This is a genomic window from Vallitalea sp. (assembly GCF_025211055.1).
In the GTDB taxonomy this organism is placed as follows: Bacteria; Bacillota; Clostridia; order Lachnospirales; family Vallitaleaceae; genus Vallitalea.
On sequence record NZ_JAOARO010000004.1, the window covers coordinates 120,237 to 137,540 of the forward strand.

General features: G+C 29.4%; 14 protein-coding genes. 10 read left to right on the forward strand and 4 right to left on the reverse strand.

The window, feature by feature from the left end; translation table 11 throughout:
- Window positions 1–35 precede the first annotated feature (35 nt).
- The 4 genes from clpP (at window position 36) to yihA (ending at window position 4,976) form a co-directional block, all read left to right on the forward strand.
- On the forward strand, window positions 36–617 hold the full coding sequence (gene clpP, locus N4A55_RS01015; protein WP_293753537.1) for an ATP-dependent Clp endopeptidase proteolytic subunit ClpP: 582 nt from the start codon (window positions 36–38) through the stop codon (window positions 615–617).
- Window positions 618–635: 18 nt separating this feature from the next.
- Window positions 636–1,940, forward strand: coding sequence for an ATP-dependent Clp protease ATP-binding subunit ClpX (gene clpX, locus N4A55_RS01020; RefSeq protein WP_293753538.1), 1,305 nt, complete (start codon window positions 636–638; stop codon window positions 1,938–1,940).
- A 104-nt stretch (window positions 1,941–2,044) separates the two neighbouring features.
- Complete coding sequence (gene lon, locus N4A55_RS01025; RefSeq protein WP_293753539.1) at window positions 2,045–4,369, forward strand: endopeptidase La; 2,325 nt, start codon at window positions 2,045–2,047, stop codon at window positions 4,367–4,369.
- A gap of 16 nt (window positions 4,370–4,385) precedes the next feature.
- Window positions 4,386–4,976, forward strand: a complete 591-nt coding sequence (yihA, locus tag N4A55_RS01030; protein ID WP_293753540.1) for a ribosome biogenesis GTP-binding protein YihA/YsxC — start codon at window positions 4,386–4,388, stop codon at window positions 4,974–4,976.
- Between the two features lie 166 nt (window positions 4,977–5,142).
- Here the strand turns inward: yihA and N4A55_RS01035 are convergent, their stop codons facing one another.
- The 3 genes from N4A55_RS01035 to N4A55_RS01045 form a co-directional block, all read right to left on the reverse strand.
- Entirely contained in the window at window positions 5,143–5,670 is a 528-nt protein-coding gene (locus N4A55_RS01035) for a DUF4364 family protein (RefSeq protein WP_293753541.1), read from the reverse strand.
- Window positions 5,671–5,830: 160 nt separating this feature from the next.
- Entirely contained in the window at window positions 5,831–6,760 is a 930-nt protein-coding gene (locus tag N4A55_RS01040; RefSeq protein WP_293753542.1) for a TIGR01212 family radical SAM protein, read from the reverse strand.
- A complete protein-coding gene (locus N4A55_RS01045; protein ID WP_293753543.1) occupies window positions 6,741–7,193 on the reverse strand; it encodes a hypothetical protein in 453 nt (150 codons plus the stop codon). The genes N4A55_RS01040 and N4A55_RS01045 overlap by 20 nt, the downstream gene beginning before the upstream one ends.
- 393 nt (window positions 7,194–7,586) lie before the next feature.
- On the opposite strand from N4A55_RS01045, the gene glpK reads away from it, so the two are divergent.
- The gene (gene glpK, locus N4A55_RS01050; protein ID WP_293753544.1) at window positions 7,587–9,080 is read left to right on the forward strand and encodes a glycerol kinase GlpK; all 1,494 of its coding nucleotides are present in this window, start codon (window positions 7,587–7,589) and stop codon (window positions 9,078–9,080) included.
- A gap of 428 nt (window positions 9,081–9,508) precedes the next feature.
- On the opposite strand, the gene N4A55_RS01055 is transcribed toward glpK, so the two are convergent.
- The gene (locus N4A55_RS01055; protein WP_293753545.1) at window positions 9,509–10,576 is read right to left on the reverse strand and encodes an HD-GYP domain-containing protein; all 1,068 of its coding nucleotides are present in this window, start codon (window positions 10,574–10,576) and stop codon (window positions 9,509–9,511) included.
- 173 nt (window positions 10,577–10,749) lie between these two features.
- Here N4A55_RS01055 and N4A55_RS01060 point away from each other — a divergent pair, with 173 nt between their 5' ends.
- The 5 genes from N4A55_RS01060 to xerA all read left to right on the forward strand — a co-directional run bounded on the left by N4A55_RS01060 (window position 10,750) and on the right by xerA (window position 17,079).
- Window positions 10,750–10,980: a hypothetical protein gene (locus N4A55_RS01060; RefSeq protein WP_293753546.1), complete on the forward strand. Its 231-nt coding sequence runs from the start codon at window positions 10,750–10,752 to the stop codon at window positions 10,978–10,980.
- Between the two features lie 292 nt (window positions 10,981–11,272).
- Window positions 11,273–12,313: a LacI family DNA-binding transcriptional regulator gene (locus N4A55_RS01065; RefSeq protein WP_293753547.1), complete on the forward strand. Its 1,041-nt coding sequence runs from the start codon at window positions 11,273–11,275 to the stop codon at window positions 12,311–12,313.
- Between the two features lie 148 nt (window positions 12,314–12,461).
- A complete protein-coding gene (locus N4A55_RS01070; RefSeq protein WP_330666271.1) occupies window positions 12,462–14,228 on the forward strand; it encodes a sulfatase in 1,767 nt (588 codons plus the stop codon).
- A 58-nt stretch (window positions 14,229–14,286) separates the two neighbouring features.
- Window positions 14,287–15,627 (forward strand): MFS transporter, encoded by a 1,341-nt coding sequence (locus N4A55_RS01075; protein WP_293753548.1) that lies wholly within the window; start codon window positions 14,287–14,289, stop codon window positions 15,625–15,627.
- Window positions 15,628–16,233: 606 nt separating this feature from the next.
- Entirely contained in the window at window positions 16,234–17,079 is an 846-nt protein-coding gene (xerA, locus tag N4A55_RS01080) for a site-specific tyrosine recombinase/integron integrase (RefSeq protein ID WP_293753549.1), read from the forward strand.
- The last annotated feature ends 225 nt before the right edge of the window (window positions 17,080–17,304 follow it).

The window sequence follows — 17,304 nt, forward strand, 5'->3', positions numbered from 1 at the left end:
TTTGCGTAAGATAAAAGATAGAGGAGGTAAATAATATGAGTTTAGTACCTTACGTCATAGAGCAAACTAGCAGAGGAGAAAGATCATACGATATTTTTTCTAGACTTTTAAAAGAAAGAATTATTTTCTTAGGAGAAGAAGTTACTGATGCAGCAGCTAGTGTAATTGTAGCACAGTTATTATTTCTAGAAGCTGAAGACCCAGAAAAAGACATTCATTTATATATAAATAGTCCAGGAGGATCAATTACTGCAGGAATGGCTATATATGATACTATGCAATACATTAAACCAGATGTATCAACAATATGTATTGGTATGGCTGCTAGTATGGGATCATTTTTACTTGCTGGTGGAGCTAAAGGGAAAAGATATGCTTTACCTAACGCAGAAATAATGATACATCAACCACTTGGTGGAATTCAAGGGCAGGCTGTTGATATTAAGATACATGCAGATAGAATAATCGAAATTAGAGAGAAACTTAATAGAATATTAAGTGAAAAGACTGGTCAGCCATTAGAGGTTATTGAAAGAGATACTGATAGAGATAACTTCTTAACAGCTGAAGCTGCTAAAGAATATGGTCTTATTGACAAAGTGTTTGAAAAAAGATAGCCGAAAGTAGGTGAAGCAGTGGCTAATAAATATGATGACAAGAAACAACTTAGATGTTCGTTCTGTCACAAAGCTCAAGATCAAGTAAGAAAGCTTATCGCAGGACCTAACGTCTATATTTGTGACGAGTGTATTGAATTATGTGCAGAAATAATAGAAGAAGAGTTTCAAGATTACAAAGAAGCACAAGATCTTGAAAATATACCTAAGCCTCTCGAGATAAAAACATTTTTAGATGAATATGTTATTGGTCAAGAAGATGCTAAGAAAACATTAGCAGTTGCTGTATATAATCATTATAAAAGAATAAGAAGTGATTTTAAAAATGAGGATGTAGAACTTAAAAAGAGTAATATACTAATGGTTGGACCTACGGGTTCAGGTAAAACATACATGGCTCAAACATTGGCTAAAATGTTAGGTGTTCCTTTTGCAATTGCAGATGCTACTTCCTTAACTGAAGCAGGTTATGTTGGCGAAGATGTCGAAAACATATTACTACGTCTGATTCAGGCAGCTGATTTTGATATTGAAAAGGCTGAACAAGGTATTATATATATTGATGAGATTGACAAAATAGCTAGAAAATCTGATAATCCATCTATAACAAGAGATGTAAGTGGTGAGGGTGTTCAACAGGCACTATTAAAGATTCTAGAAGGTACTATTGCTTCTGTTCCTCCACAAGGTGGAAGAAAGCATCCACACCAGGAATTTATTCAAATAGATACAACTAATATTCTGTTTATTTGTGCTGGTGCTTTTGATGGTTTAGAAAAAACTATCCAACAACGTATTGGAGAGAAATCCATGGGATTTGGGGCAACAGTAGAGAGTATCAAGAATCAACAAATAGGTCATGTATTAAAAGAACTATTACCACAAGACTTGATCAAATTTGGACTAATACCAGAATTTGTAGGTCGTATACCTGTTAATGTTACTCTTAATAACTTAACGGAAGAAACTTTAGTTGATATACTTGTAAAACCTAAAAATTCTCTAGTTAAACAATATAAAACATTATTTGATATGGATAGTGTGGAGTTAGAATTTGATGATGATGCCCTAATATCAATAGCTAAAAAATCTCTTGATAGAAAAACAGGGGCAAGAGGGCTTAGAGCAATAATAGAAGAAATTATGACTGATGTTATGTTTGAAATACCATCAAATGATAAGATTGAGAAATGTGTTATTACAAAAGAGGTAATTGATGGTAAGGAAAAACCTAAACTACTCATCAATGAAAATATACAATCACTAAAAAAGCCTGTAGCTAAAAAGAGAACAAAACGCAAAAATGAAAATGAAACTGCTTAGGATTTGTTTCCTAACATAAATGCCCCCTGCCTAGTAGGGGGATTTTTATTAAAACTAAGAATTTCATGTGATTAAAATACTTTAAGGAGTGAGGTTACATAAATATGGAAGAAACTACAATAAAACTTCCTTTATTAGCCCTTAGAGGCATTAATGTATTACCTGATATGATTATACATTTTGACGTGAACAGAAAAAAATCAGTTAATGCTTTAGAAGAAGCTATGACCAATGAACAGTTAGTTTTTCTAGTAGCTCAAAAGGATGCAAAGGAAGAAGAACCATTAGTAGATAATTTATATAAGTTTGGTAGCATTTCTAAGATTAAGCAATTAATCAAGCTACCAGGAAATATAATAAGAGTATTAGTTGAAGGATTAGACCGTGGAGAAATTAAGAATATTATTTCTGAAGAACCTTTTATAATGGCAAATGTCGAAAAAATAGGTAAAACAAAAGCAGAAATAAGTGAAGAAGAAAAAGAAGCTCTTCTTAGAATAACATTTGAGAGTCTAGAAGAATATTCAAAAGTAAATCCACAGTATTCTATTGAAACTATAAAAAATATGTTGGGAATTAGGAATATTGGAAAATTAGCAGATAGTATTGCATCCAATATAAATATTTCACTTGAAGATAAGCAGAAAATATTAGGAGAGATTGACCCAGCTCAAAGGTTAAAGATGACTATGTCAATTCTAAAGAGTGAAATTGAACTAAGTAAAATAAAAAAAGATATCCAAATCCAAGTAAAACAAAAAATAGACAAAAATCAAAAAGAGTACTATCTAAGAGAACAACTCAAAGTAATACAAAATGAACTAGGCGATAAATATGGTTTGGGCGAAGAAGTAGAAAAATATAAAAAACAGCTTAAGAAACTAAAAGCACCTAAAAATGTAAAAGAAAAGGTAGAAAAAGAAATTGATAGAATGAAAAAAATCCCCAATGGCTCTTCAGAAGGTGTAGTTGTCAGAAATTATATTGAATGCTTATTGGAATTACCTTGGAATAAAAAAACAAAAGAATCAAAGAATATTACTAAAGCTGAAGATATATTGAATAAGGATCACTACGGACTTGAAAAAGTAAAAGAAAGAATACTTGAACATCTAGCAGTCAGAAAGTTATCAGCTAAAACAGATAGCCCTATTTTATGTTTAGTAGGACCACCTGGTACGGGAAAAACATCCATAGCCAAGTCAATAGCAAAAGCTTTGAATAGAAATTATGTTAGAATATCTCTAGGTGGCGTAAGAGATGAAGCTGAAATACGTGGACATAGAAGAACCTATATAGGGGCTATGCCAGGACGTATCGTTAATGGATTAAAACAATCAGGTTCAAGTAATGCATTGATGCTATTTGATGAAATAGATAAGATGAGTTCTGATTTTAGAGGAGATCCATCATCTGCATTATTAGAAGTGCTTGACTCAGAACAAAATAATAAGTTTAGAGACCATTATATACAGTTACCAGTTGATCTATCTGATGTATTGTTTATAGCGACCGCAAACTCTGTACAAACTATACCTAGACCGCTATTAGACAGGTTAGAACTTATTGAAGTCACAAGTTACACAGCTAATGAAAAGATGCATATAGCCAGTAGACATCTTATAATGAAGCAAATGGAAAAACATGGTCTAAAAGAAGAACAATTATCAATAAGTAAAAATGCACTAAAAACTCTTATAAGCAGTTATACAAAAGAAGCTGGAGTCAGAAACTTAGAACGAAGAATTGGTGAAATATGTAGAAAAGCTGCAAAAGAAGTATTAGTTAACAATAAGCCATCAATAAAAATTACAGACCAAAATATTGAAAAGTATCTGGGAATTCCCTTATATACTTTTGATAGAATAGCTGACAAATCTCTAATAGGTGTTGTTAGAGGTCTAGCTTGGACAGCTGTTGGTGGCGATACACTTTCGATAGAAGTAAACACTATGAAAGGTACAGGCAAGTTTGAATTAACAGGTCAACTAGGAGATGTAATGAAAGAATCTGCTAGGGCAGGAATCAGTTACATTCGCTCCAAGACAAATGAACTTAAGATTGATAAAGATTTTTATAAAAACACTGATATCCATATTCATATTCCAGAAGGAGCTGTCCGAAAAGATGGACCTTCAGCAGGTATTACTATGGCAACTGCCATGATATCTGCTCTTACTAACAAACCTGTTAAAAATGATGTTGCTATGACAGGAGAGATAACCCTTAGGGGACGTGTACTACCTATCGGTGGTCTAAAAGAAAAACTCTTAGCAGCCAAAAGAGCAGGTATTAAAAAAGTCTTAATCCCAAAAGATAATATGAAAAATATATCTGAGGTGGATAAAGAGATTACAAAAGGACTAGAAGTCATTTATGTAACTAACATGAATGAAGTTATTGATGAAGCCATTATAAATACTAATTAAAGAGGCAGGAGATAATATGAACGTAAATAATGTAAACCTAGAAGTTGTATCAGGAAATACTTCTCAATTTCCTGATACAGGTCTACTAGAAATTGCTTTCGCAGGAAAATCCAATGTAGGAAAATCCTCACTTATTAATGCATTAATTAACAGAAAATCCTACGCAAGAACATCCTCCCAACCTGGAAAAACACAAACTATCAATTTCTATAACATTGAAGACATACTCTACTTCGTAGACTTACCAGGATACGGTTATGCAAAAGTTTCCAAAACGGAACGGAAACGTTGGGGAAAATTCATAGAAAGCTACCTCTATAAAAGACAACAATTAAAACAAATACTATTACTAGTAGATATAAGACATGAACCAAGTAATAACGACAAAATGTTATATGATTGGATAGTGTATAACGGTTTTGACCCAATAGTAATCGCAACCAAACTAGACAAAATAAAAAGAAGCCAAATAGATAAACACGTAAGCATAATAAGAAAATCATTAGGTATAAAAGACCGTAATAAAATTGTTCCTTTTTCCGCAACCACAAAACAGGGAAAAGATACTCTATGGAATATAATTGATGATATAGTAGATGTTAAATAATTATAAAATAAAACCAATATTATTAGTATATATATTTTTTTGTTATTTGAATAAACTTATTTAGTTTTGTGCTGATATATATATAGATTAAGGATGGATAAGAATAATTTAGCCAGCAATTATACTTTATGTTTAATTGCTGGCTTATTAAAGTGTAAATACTTATTTATGACTTCAACAACTCCTCCAATATTTTCCCATAAATCACATGAGGATTTTCCTTCCAATTATCACATATCTTAAGAGCATGTTCCTTAGACACAACATTAATCTTAATTTCCATAAGTAGGTCTTTTTTCTCTTTTGCGATACAATTAACAGTAAAATCCCCATTTTTCTTAGGGTAATATTCTGCTGTTATCTCAAATTCATCTTTCAACTCTAACTTTTTATCTTTTAGATAGTTAAGTATCTCAGTACAAATACTTTCAGGTATCCTGTTTTCGAAATATTCTAACGTTTTTTTGCCATTTTCAGTAATTGAGTATCTAGTAGAATGATTTATTACTTTGGTAGCTAATAAATTAGTTTCAACTAGTTCCGAAAAATACTGCTGTAGGGAAAAATAATTCATATATTCATGAGCTAACAAAAATTCTGAAATCTGAGTATATGACATAGGCATGTCTAATTTCTCAATCATATAAAGAATTATTAACTTATTTACACTTAATTCATGATTTGAACCCTTCATATAAACCTCCTTAATAAACCGATCTAATATGTATTTAGCTAAATATATAATATTGAATAACCACAACATATAGTGGTAAGTATATATTTAAACACTTTATATATTAACAACTATTGTATATTAAAAAAAGAAAATAAACAAGTGGGTATTTAATATTATATTAGGTTAGAGGTTGTTTTTTACCTTGCCAAGTATTTCTATTTTTGAATTCTTTTAATATAGTATTTAAAACTACTTTTTTGTTACCACTCCAAAGAGGTTCAATTAATAGATTTTTAGGACCATCTCCCGTAATTCTATGAATTACAATGTTCGGTGGTATAATCTCTATGCATGAAATTAGTAAATCAATATATTCATCCATTGATAATATCTTGAACCCTTGTTCATAGTAATAATCTGCTAGGTCAGTATTTTTTAGTACATGTAATAATTGAAGTTTTATTCCCCCAATATTCTTGCCACATATATATCTTACTGATTGAAGAACATCTTCTTTTGTTTCATTGGGTAGTCCTAATATCAGATGAACAATTACTTCAAGACCATTCTCTGTAAGCCGTGTTACAGCATTATCATAACATTCCAGTTCATATCCACGTCTTATAAAAGATGCAGAAGAGGTATAGATTGATTGTAATCCTAGTTCAACCCATACCTTCTTAGTTTTATTAATGGTGGCTAATAGTTTTATAACTTCATTATCAAGGCAATCAGGTCTTGTTGCTACAGATAGACCAATTATATCAGGATGGGATATTGCTTCCCTAAAAAGCACCTTTAAATGATTAATAGGAGCATAAGTATTAGTGTATGCTTGAAAGTAAGCAATATATTTATTTCCTGTTTTTTTAAAAGATAATCTTTTCTTACCTTCTTCAATCTGGTCATATATTGATAATGATGCTGAAGAAGCAAAATCTCCAGAGCCGCCTTTGCTACAAAAAATACAACCTCTAGTATCAATTTTACCATCTCTATTAGGGCAAGTGAAACCACCATCTATTGCAATTTTATATATCTTCTCACCGTATAATTCTCTTAAATAGTAATTTAATGAATAATAGGGCTTATCTCCCCAAATACTCATATTCTTTTTCATTCCTTTCAAGTTTTTCTTTGGTATTCCTGATTTTTTTACATAATTGTACTAATTTGTTCCATTCTTCTTCTGATGATATATTCTTTACCATATCAATGAACTCTAACTTGATATTGAATAGAACATTCTGTTTAACTATAGCTTCATCCCCATATTTAACATTTAGTATTTCTGAGATTACATTTATAGTATCATCTGAAAGACTGCATGGCAAGTATAGGTAAATACTATTTAATATTTTTTCAATTGCATCATATTGTTTTTCAAAAGGATTTCCTTCGTTGTTTTCAATATAATAATTAAGAGAGTTAATATCAAAAAATATGACGTTCTCAATTTCAGAGTAATCATAGTTGATTAAAACATCTCGAAATTCATTGAGTTTGATTTCTAGTTCTGTTTCACTTATTATGTCAGTCATTTGATTCATCCTTTTATTTTTTTCTATATAAATAATATATGCTAAGAAAGATGAAATAAACAAACAAAAAAAACCACTTGAATACAATTATTGATATTAAAAAGAAAAAAGCTATTAGAACCTTTTTCCTTAAGATTTATAGAATAAAAAAATTTTTTCAATTTTTTTTTAAAAATAAAATTATCTTTTTTATCCTTTTGCAATATATTCGTTTTTCAGAAAGCCAAGCAGGAATAAACAGCATGGATAAAAATCAAGAAACTAACTTTATTTAATTGGTCTATGAAAATATTTGTTCATATAGTATAATATTTAATAAGGAGATGTACTTGATTTGTACAATTTATTTATAGCTAATTATAGTTGCTGCAAATATATTAGGAGGTTTTTATTATGGAAAAGAAATATGTAATGTCACTTGACCAAGGAACTACTAGTTGTAGAGCAATTTTATTTAATAAAAAAGGAGATATTGTAGAAACTGCTCAAAAAGAGTTTGAACAAATATATCCAAAACCAGGATGGGTTGAACATGATGCAATGGAAATTTGGGGTACTCAGAGTGGTGTTATGAGAGAAGTATTGGAAACAGCTGGTGTAAGTGTTTATGAAGTAGCATCTATAGGGATAACTAATCAAAGGGAAACTACAGTTGTATGGGATAAGAATACAGGTAAGCCAGTATATAATGCCATAGTATGGCAATCAAGACAGACAGCAGATATATGTGAAGAATTAAAAGCAAGAGGGTTAGAAGATTATATTAGAGAAAATACAGGTCTTATAATAGACGCATATTTTTCTGCAACTAAAGTTAAATGGATTTTAGATAATGTGGAAGGTGCGAGAGAAAGGGCTAGGAATGGTGAATTACTATTTGGAACTATGGATACTTGGTTAATCTGGAATATGACAAGAGGAGAAGTTCACGTTACTGAGTACTCTAATGCCTCAAGAACCATGTTATTCAATATACATAAACTACAATGGGATCAGAAAATATTAGATGAGTTAGATATACCAATCTCAATGATGCCAGAAGTGAAATCATCAAGTTGTATATACGGATATACTCATGAAAAGACATTAGGCGGAGCTAGAATACCTATTGCAGGAGCAGCAGGAGACCAACAGGCAGCTCTATTCGGACAAGGCTGTTATGAACCGGGAATGGTAAAAAATACATATGGTACAGGAAGTTTCATATTAATGAATACAGGGGATAAACTTATTAGTTCTAAGAACGGACTGTTAACAACAATTGCTTGGGGAGTAGATGGAAAAGTCGAATATGCTCTTGAAGGCAGTATATTTATTGCTGGTGCTTCCATACAGTGGTTAAGAGATGAAATGAGATTGATATTCTCTTCAGATGAGAGTGAATATTTTGCTATGAAAGAAAAAGACTCCGCAGGTGTATATGTGGTACCAGCATTTGCAGGTTTAGGGGCACCTTACTGGGATATGTATGCAAGAGGTGCAATAGTAGGATTGACAAGAGGAACAAATAGAAATCATATAATAAGAGCTACATTAGAATCAATTGGATATCAATCAAAGGATGTTATAAATGCAATGGTTGAAGATTCAGGTATTAGCTTGGAGAAATTAAAGGTTGATGGTGGTGCTTCAGCTAATAATTTCCTATTACAATTTCAAGCCGATATATTAGGGGTAGTTGTAGAAAGACCAAAAGTCATTGAAACTACTGCTTTAGGCGCTGCTTATCTATCTGGACTTGCAGTTGGATTCTGGAATAAGGATGAACTAAATAGGGATACTGCCATAGATAGATCATTCCAACCTATGATGGATGATGAAACAAGAGAAATTAAATATGAAGGATGGAAAAAAGCCGTTACCAGAGCTATGGAATGGGAAGAATAGGTAATATTACAAAAATATTACTTAAATAAAAATTTCATTAAATAAATATAAAAATATTATTAAGAATATTATTAAGATGTATTTTTTATGTAATATATGAAAAAAATGGTAGAGGTAGAAGAAAATCATAGTGTTAAATTTCAGGTATTATCTTAATTCATAAGGGTTTAGACAATAAAATAACCACATGTCACCATGTGGTTATTTTGATGAGGGGAGTATAAATAATTAATAAGGGGTTATATAGTGTATATGATATGTATCGTTCCTTAAAAAAAGAAGGGTAAACAACACAATCATATACTCACATTATAGTATATATTTTATATAAATTCAACAAAAAAATTAAATTTTTATTAAAAATATAATAAAAAAATGTTTTAAAGGTGGTTATCATATAAAAAATGGCGTATTTTTAGAGGTTTTACTTACATAATTTCCTCTATATCTAAGTCTGTTTCATCTTCCATATCAATTATCGCAATGCCAACATCTACAATAGGCTTTGAAGGAGTTGTCCTATGAATGAAGATTATTCTTCCTACTTCCCCATTAGATAGTTTTACGGTTCTATGTAAATAATTATAAGCAATATTTTCTAGAAATACAAAGAGATACTGGGTATCAAGTAATCCATAGGATTCTCGTTCAAATAATCTTATAACTTTGAATGGGGAAGTTTTTTTGTGATATGAACGAACTGATGTCATAGCATCATATATATCTGCTATAGCTATTATTTTAGCGTAATCATGAATCTGCGAATCTTTCAAGTGAAAAGGATATCCAGAGCCATCTATCTTTTCATGATGCATAAGTATTCCCAGTTTTATTTCTTCTGGAAGATCAAGGTTTTTTACAAGATTAAAACCTATTTCTGGATGTTTTTCTATAATTGCAAATTCATCATCCGTTAGTTTGCCTGGTTTATTAATTATTTTTGTATCAATTAATAGTTTACCTATATCATGAAGTAGTCCTGCAACAGTTAGTTTTTCAATATCTTGTTTATCTAGATGTAACCATTGACCAAATATATTACAAAGCATTGATACATTCAATGAATGGGAATATATGTATTTATCTATACTTGTTAAATGATTAAGGTAATTGAAAAGCTCGCTCTTAGTTTTGAGAGATATTATCAGATCATTACTAAGTCTGAAAAGGTCTCTAATGTTAACATTTCCACCGTTACCGATAGTATCTAAGTACTTTGTTAACTTTTTTTTACTGGTATCATAACTGTCTTTGAATTTTAAAAAGTTTTTGGTGAATTTTATATCGTCGTTATTATAACTATAATTATATTTTATAAGATTTTCTTTTATATCTACGCTTAGTATTTGATATAAATTCAATTTGAAGATATGATTTTGGGTAATAATAGTATTAGATGGGATCAATATTAGACCATTGGATGTAAGTACATCGTTGGCAAGTTCCATACCTATTTCCAAATTATGAATACCTATTCTGTTTATCTTATATTCCATATCAATAAACCTCTTTTCAATAATATTTCCAGTTTATTTTTTAATATTATACCAAAAATTGCTAATTATGAAAATAATTTTTTATACCTAATTTTAGTTTTTTTATATGCATAAAATAATTATTATAACAAATAATATAACTGTAAGATGTAAATTTAAAAGGAGGTCATTAAATGGCTAAGAGAAATAAATCAAAAAACATGAATAACGAAAATATGGAAAACAACATGTATAATATGGAAAACAACATGTATAATGAAAACAGTAATAACTGCATGAGAAATGAAAACATGGACAATAATATGTATAACAACAACATGGAAAACATGGAAAACATGGAAAATATGAACAACAGCATGTACGATAATAATATGAAAGACAAAAAAAATAAGTACAGCAAATAATATTTCTACTCCTTGGTATAGCTACTGGTAAAGATATCAGTAGCTTTCTACTTTAAAACATCTTATCCAAAAATTAATCCTATATAGTTTAAATTGCTTTTGGGATTAATTTTTACTGCATTAAATTAATTTTCATAAATGTAATAGAGTGTGGAAAAGTTTTCAGACCTTTTTATTTAATTCCAGATATAAAAAACATTATTAAAGTGATTTTATATCAAAATTATGATAAGATATATATTAACTTGTTAATGTAAAATATTAAAAAATATAATATTAAAGAGGGAAGAAAATGAGTAAATCTATTATAGATGTGGCCAAGTTAGCAGGGGTCTCCAAGAGTACAGTATCAAGAGTATTGAATAGTGGTTCAGTTAAGCCAGAAACAAGAGATAAAGTATATGAGGCAATCAAACAACTTAATTATTATCCCAATGCTATGGCAAGAGGATTAAAAGGTAAATCAAATCATATTATAGGTGTAATTATACCTAAGATTACAGGTAAAACATCTTCTGTTTTCGAATCAAAACAATCATTAGCCATACTTAATGGAATAGAAGAAATAATAGGTAAGAAAGATTATAGTCTTTTATTGATATTTGAATTAGTAACAGATGAAGATAAGTTTAAAGATGATGAACACGATTATCAGAAGTATTTTAGGGAAAATAAAATTGATGGTTTAATAATATTAGCAAAAAGAAATAATGACAAAAATCTGCAAAAAGCTATTAAAAAATATAAACCAATAGTATATATTGGAGAAAGATTTCAAGACTATGGAGGTTATAACATATATGTCCATTATTTGAAGTTCAATAAACAAGTATATAATTATTTATATAAAAAAGGGCATACCAATATTGTATCTTTGACAAATAGGGGTACTATATGGGAAATAGGGGTACGTAAATATGATGCATATAAAGATTTTTGTATGAAAAACTCGATTATATATGATGAAAATAATATAATTGATGTTAACAAAATTAAGAAGAACTTATATGATGTAATTGAAGATAAAATAGCAAATGGTTGTACAGCATTATATCTAGAAGATAGTTATTTAACAATTGAAGTTATGAACATACTATATAAGATGGGCAAAAAAATACCTAGTGATATTTCGATTATAAGTATTGAACATGGTGGAAATGATATTAGTTCAATTTATCCATTTATTACTACTGTTAATATACCTAATTATGAAATGGGAAAAGAAAGTTCGTCATTATTAATAAATATATTAGAGAATAAGAAAGTAAATGATAAAGAAATATTGTTGAAACCTCATATAATTGAAAGAGAATCTGTAAAAAAATTGACATAATTAACAAAAAAATATTGACTGGTTAGTATAAATGTTATATAATAGTATTAATGGGAACGTTCCCGTTAATACTAGGCCTAGTTAGAACAGTATTTTTTTACATGTTATTGGGAACGTTCCCGAAAATGATTCTAAGAGGTGTTTCTATATGAAAGCAATAATGGTTATGTTTGATTCATTGAACAAGAAATACCTATCAGTTTATGGTAATCAATGGGTAAAAACACCAAATTTTGATAGGTTAGCAAAGAAAACAGTAATGTTTAACAATTTTTATGCAGGAAGTCTACCATGCATGCCTGCTAGAAGAGAATTACATACAGGACGTTATAATTTTTTACACAGAAGTTGGGGACCTATTGAACCCTTTGATGATTCAATGCCAGAGATACTTAAGAAAAATAATGTATATACACATATTGTTAGTGACCATACACATTATTGGGAAGATGGTGGTGCAACATATCACAACAGATATAATACATGGGAAATATCAAGAGGGCAGGAAGGAGATCACTGGAAAGGTAATGTTGCTGATCCTAATATACCAGATTCTATATGTAATTATAAATTATCTGATTTGTGGAGGCAAGATTGGGTTAATAGACAATATCTTGATGAAGAGGAAAAACAACCTCAAGCACTTACATTTAAAAATGGTCTTGAATTTATTGAGAGAAATAAAGAACAAGATAACTGGTTTTTGCAGATTGAAACATTTGACCCTCATGAACCATTTTTTACACAACAAAACTATAAAGATTTGTATCCTCATGATTATAATGGGAAACATCATGATTGGCCAGATTACTCAAAAGTTATAGAGAATCAAGAAACAATACAACATGTAAAATATGAATATGCCGCCTTAGTAAGTATGTGTGATAATTATCTAGGTAAGGTTTTAGATATGATGGATAAGTATAGTATGTGGGAAGATACAATGCTTATAGTGAATACAGATCATGGTTTTTTATTAGGTGAACATGAATGGTGGGGTAAAAATATACAGCCATTTTATAATGAAATTGTCAATTTGCCTTTTTTTATCTGGGATCCAAGATTAAAGATTAAAAATATTACTAGGAATGCTTTAACACAGACTATTGATATAGCACCAACATTATTAGAATTTTTCAATGTACAGATACCAAAGGATATGGAAGGCAAACCATTGAAAGAAACAATTAGATCTGATAAAAAAATCAGAGAAGGTGCCTTATTTGGAATGGCAGGTGGTCACATTAATGTTACAGATGGAAGATATATTTATATGAGAGCCCCAGTATCTACTGATAATACACCTCATTTTGAATATACATTAATGCCTACTCATATGAATCAATTATTTCAGGCTAATGAATTTATTGGCATGGAATTGTCACAACCATTTAGTTTTTCAAAGCAGTGTAGATTGATGAAGTTACATAGCACTAATTATATTAATCCTTATTGGTATGGAACTATGCTATTTGATCTATCTAAAGACCCTGAACAACATAATGGATACAGAGATTATGAAGTTGAAAAAGATTTAATCAAATTAATGGGAGATTTGATGAAACTTAATGATGCACCTGTAGAACAATATGAAAGAATTGGTATTAAAGCTAATGGTGATATGACTGTAGAGGAGATAGAAAGAGTCGAAATAGAAAAAATAAATAATGAGAAGGTTGAGTTAGGTAATAATATTATATTTGACAGAGAAGCTGAAAAAGCACTCTTATTTATATTAAGTTATTCCAAAAAAGAGCAGAGGGAACAAATGATAATAGTTTTTAGAGGTATGCTAGAAGAAATGAAAGCTAAAGTAGTTACAATTAAACATATTGAGCAATTTGTAAAAAAAGTAATACCAGAACCTATGAATATGATGTTATTAAAGTTTATGAAACAAATGATAGAGATTTAGAGAAGATATTAAAATTGCTATTGGCTTATATAATCATACAAAAGGAAAGGTGAAAACTATGGATACTACTAAAAGAATGCCGTTAAAAAATATTATGGGGTATGGTGCAGCTGCCCTAGGTTACAATTTTGTATATATGCTTACATCTGCATATGTTAATATATTTTTTACTAATGTTTTAGGAATATCTCTTGCAGCAGTTGGTATTATAATGCTTGTTGCTAGGATATGGGACGGGATTAATGACCCAATAATGGGTTCCATTGTTGATAAAACCAATACTTCACGAGGGAAATATAGACCATATTTGATATGGGGGATGATACCTTTAGCTATTACAACTATATTATTATTCTACGCACCTAATATTGGGAATATGGGGAAGGTAATCTATGGTGCAATTATATATATTCTATGGGGTATGTCCTATACCTTTGCAAATATACCCTATATGTCAATGCAATCTACACTATCTTTTGATTCAAATGAACGGACTAAGATAATTACATTGAAAAATATATTTACAATGTTTGGGATTATTTTATGTTCAGTTATTGTTCCAGGTTTAGCTATAAAACAAGATGGAGTTCATGGGGAAGGTTTTCTTATTTCAGGAATAATTGGAGCTATATTGGTTATTGTATGCATGGGTATTACATATAAATCTACAGAAAAGTATAAATATGTAGAAGATAAGAAAGAAGTCAAGATAACAATAAAAGAAAGAGTAGCAGCAGTTATTAACAATAAAGCTTTAATTCTATTAGCAATTTCTCTTTTATTAATATCTATTCAACAGGCTCTAATTGGTGCATCTAATTATTTCTTTGTTGATGTTCTAGGTAGAGGAGATATCGTTATGATATATACGCTTACAGGTGCATTCGCAATGTTGATTTCAATGATATTAATGCCTATAGCAATGAAGTTTGAGAAAAAGACAATTATGGGAGCAGGAATGATAATATATGCTTTAGCATCTATAATTTTCTACTTTATTCCTAATACTAATATTTCAGGATTTGTTATTTTTAATGTAATAAGGGGTATTGGTTTAGGTTTTTGTATGATTATTATTTGGTCTATGATTGCAGACAGTGTTGATTATGCTACACTTACAACAGGCAAACAACAAGGCGGAATAGTATTTTCTACATCAACATTTATGCAGAAGGCTGCTGGTGGAATAGGTGGAGCGTTAATTAATTTCTTGTTAGCTATTATTGGTTTTGTTCCAGCTGCAGAGATTCAAACAGCAGCAGCTAGTAATGGTGTTAAACTCTTGATTTCAATAATTCCAGCTGTATCTGGGTTAATAGTAGCAATCATAATAATGTGGAAATATCCATTAACAAAAGAGAAGATGAATGATATTCAGAAAAAACTTGGGCGTGCCTAATATATAATAATTGATGACTACCAAAATCCAAAGTGTATTATTTTAGGTTTTGGTAGTTGTTTTTTACTTATAAATTTCTATTAATATAAATATAATATGAAAGTAAATATTAGTAGGAGAGATAAAAATGAAAGAACAAGCTATGGGAGATAAATTATTGTCATTATTTAATAAATGCGAATAAGGTATAAAAAATATCAAAGATTTAGTTGAAATAAGTAATATGAAAAATTATATTATTAAGTAACGCCTGTCTAATTGTAGACAGCTTTTTTGTAAAAGAAGATAGCTAATTAAAAGTATTATAATATATATTGATTGCCATAGATTATAGAGTTTATTATTAATATATGTGATGTATAATTATTTTATAGGTTCTACATATAAGATAAATACACAGAGAAAAAAATTATTGATTAGAAGATCCCCAATTAATTAAATGAATATTGTTCAAGGAGATAAAGAATATAGATAATAACTTATTACAGTTTTCTAGTGGATTTGAGAATAATTGACAAAATATTAGTTAATACATATAATTTAAATTAGATTTATGATAACTAAGGCATAATCAGGGGAGATTCTTACTTAAAAGGATGATGACATTTGACAACAAATAGTAATGATAATATACTAAGGAAATATACCCAAGAGTTAACAATACAGGGTTATTCAAGTAAGACAAAAAAATGTTATATAAATCACATTAAACGTTTTAATAATTATATTAATAAGCATATTATTGAAATTACTGAGAATGATGTAAAAATGTATTTAAGTTATTTAATGGAAAAAGAATGTTCCCATAGTTATGTTAATCAAGCAATAAGTAGTATAAAGTTTCTAAATGAATATGTATTACATAAATCAAAATTAACAGTATATATTGAAAGACCAAAAAAAGAAAGAAAACTACCAAATGTATTAAGTAAAAAAGAAGTGAAAAGTGTATTAACATCATTAAAGAATAATAAACATAAAACTTTATTAGCATTAATTTATTCTTCGGGATTAAGAGTTGGTGAAGTAGTAAAATTAAAAATAAATGATGTAGATAGTCAAAGAATGTTGATTAAGATAGAGAAAGGTAAGGGTAACAAAGATAGATATGTTATGTTATCAGAAAGTATTTTGTTGCAATTAAGGAGGTATTATAAGGAATATAGACCAAATAAATGGTTATTTGAAGGGGCTGATGAAGATAAGCATATAACAGAAAGAACTGTACAAAGAATATTTAAAAATGCATGTGAAAAAGGGTGTGTAACAAAAAAAGTATCTGTGCATAGTCTTAGACATAGTTTTGCAACCCATTTATTAGAAAATGGTACTGATATTAGATATATACAAGAATTATTAGGACATGCATGCTCAAAAACTACAGAAATATATACACATGTTACAAATAAGAATATTATGAATATTAAAAGTCCATTGGATGATATTATGTGAAAAAGAAGAGTCAGATAGTAAGTATTTACGACATTCGGGAATATATCTGATTTGGAGGTATTAGCGACAGTCGGAAATATTATAGTTAGGCAACATTATGTACTAGTATTATGGAGTGTAATTACATTTTGAATTTAAAGGAGGAATTTAAGTGGAAATATTAGTTTTAGGTGGTACAAGGTTTTTTGGAATTCACATGGTTCGTGAGTTACTATACAAAGGACA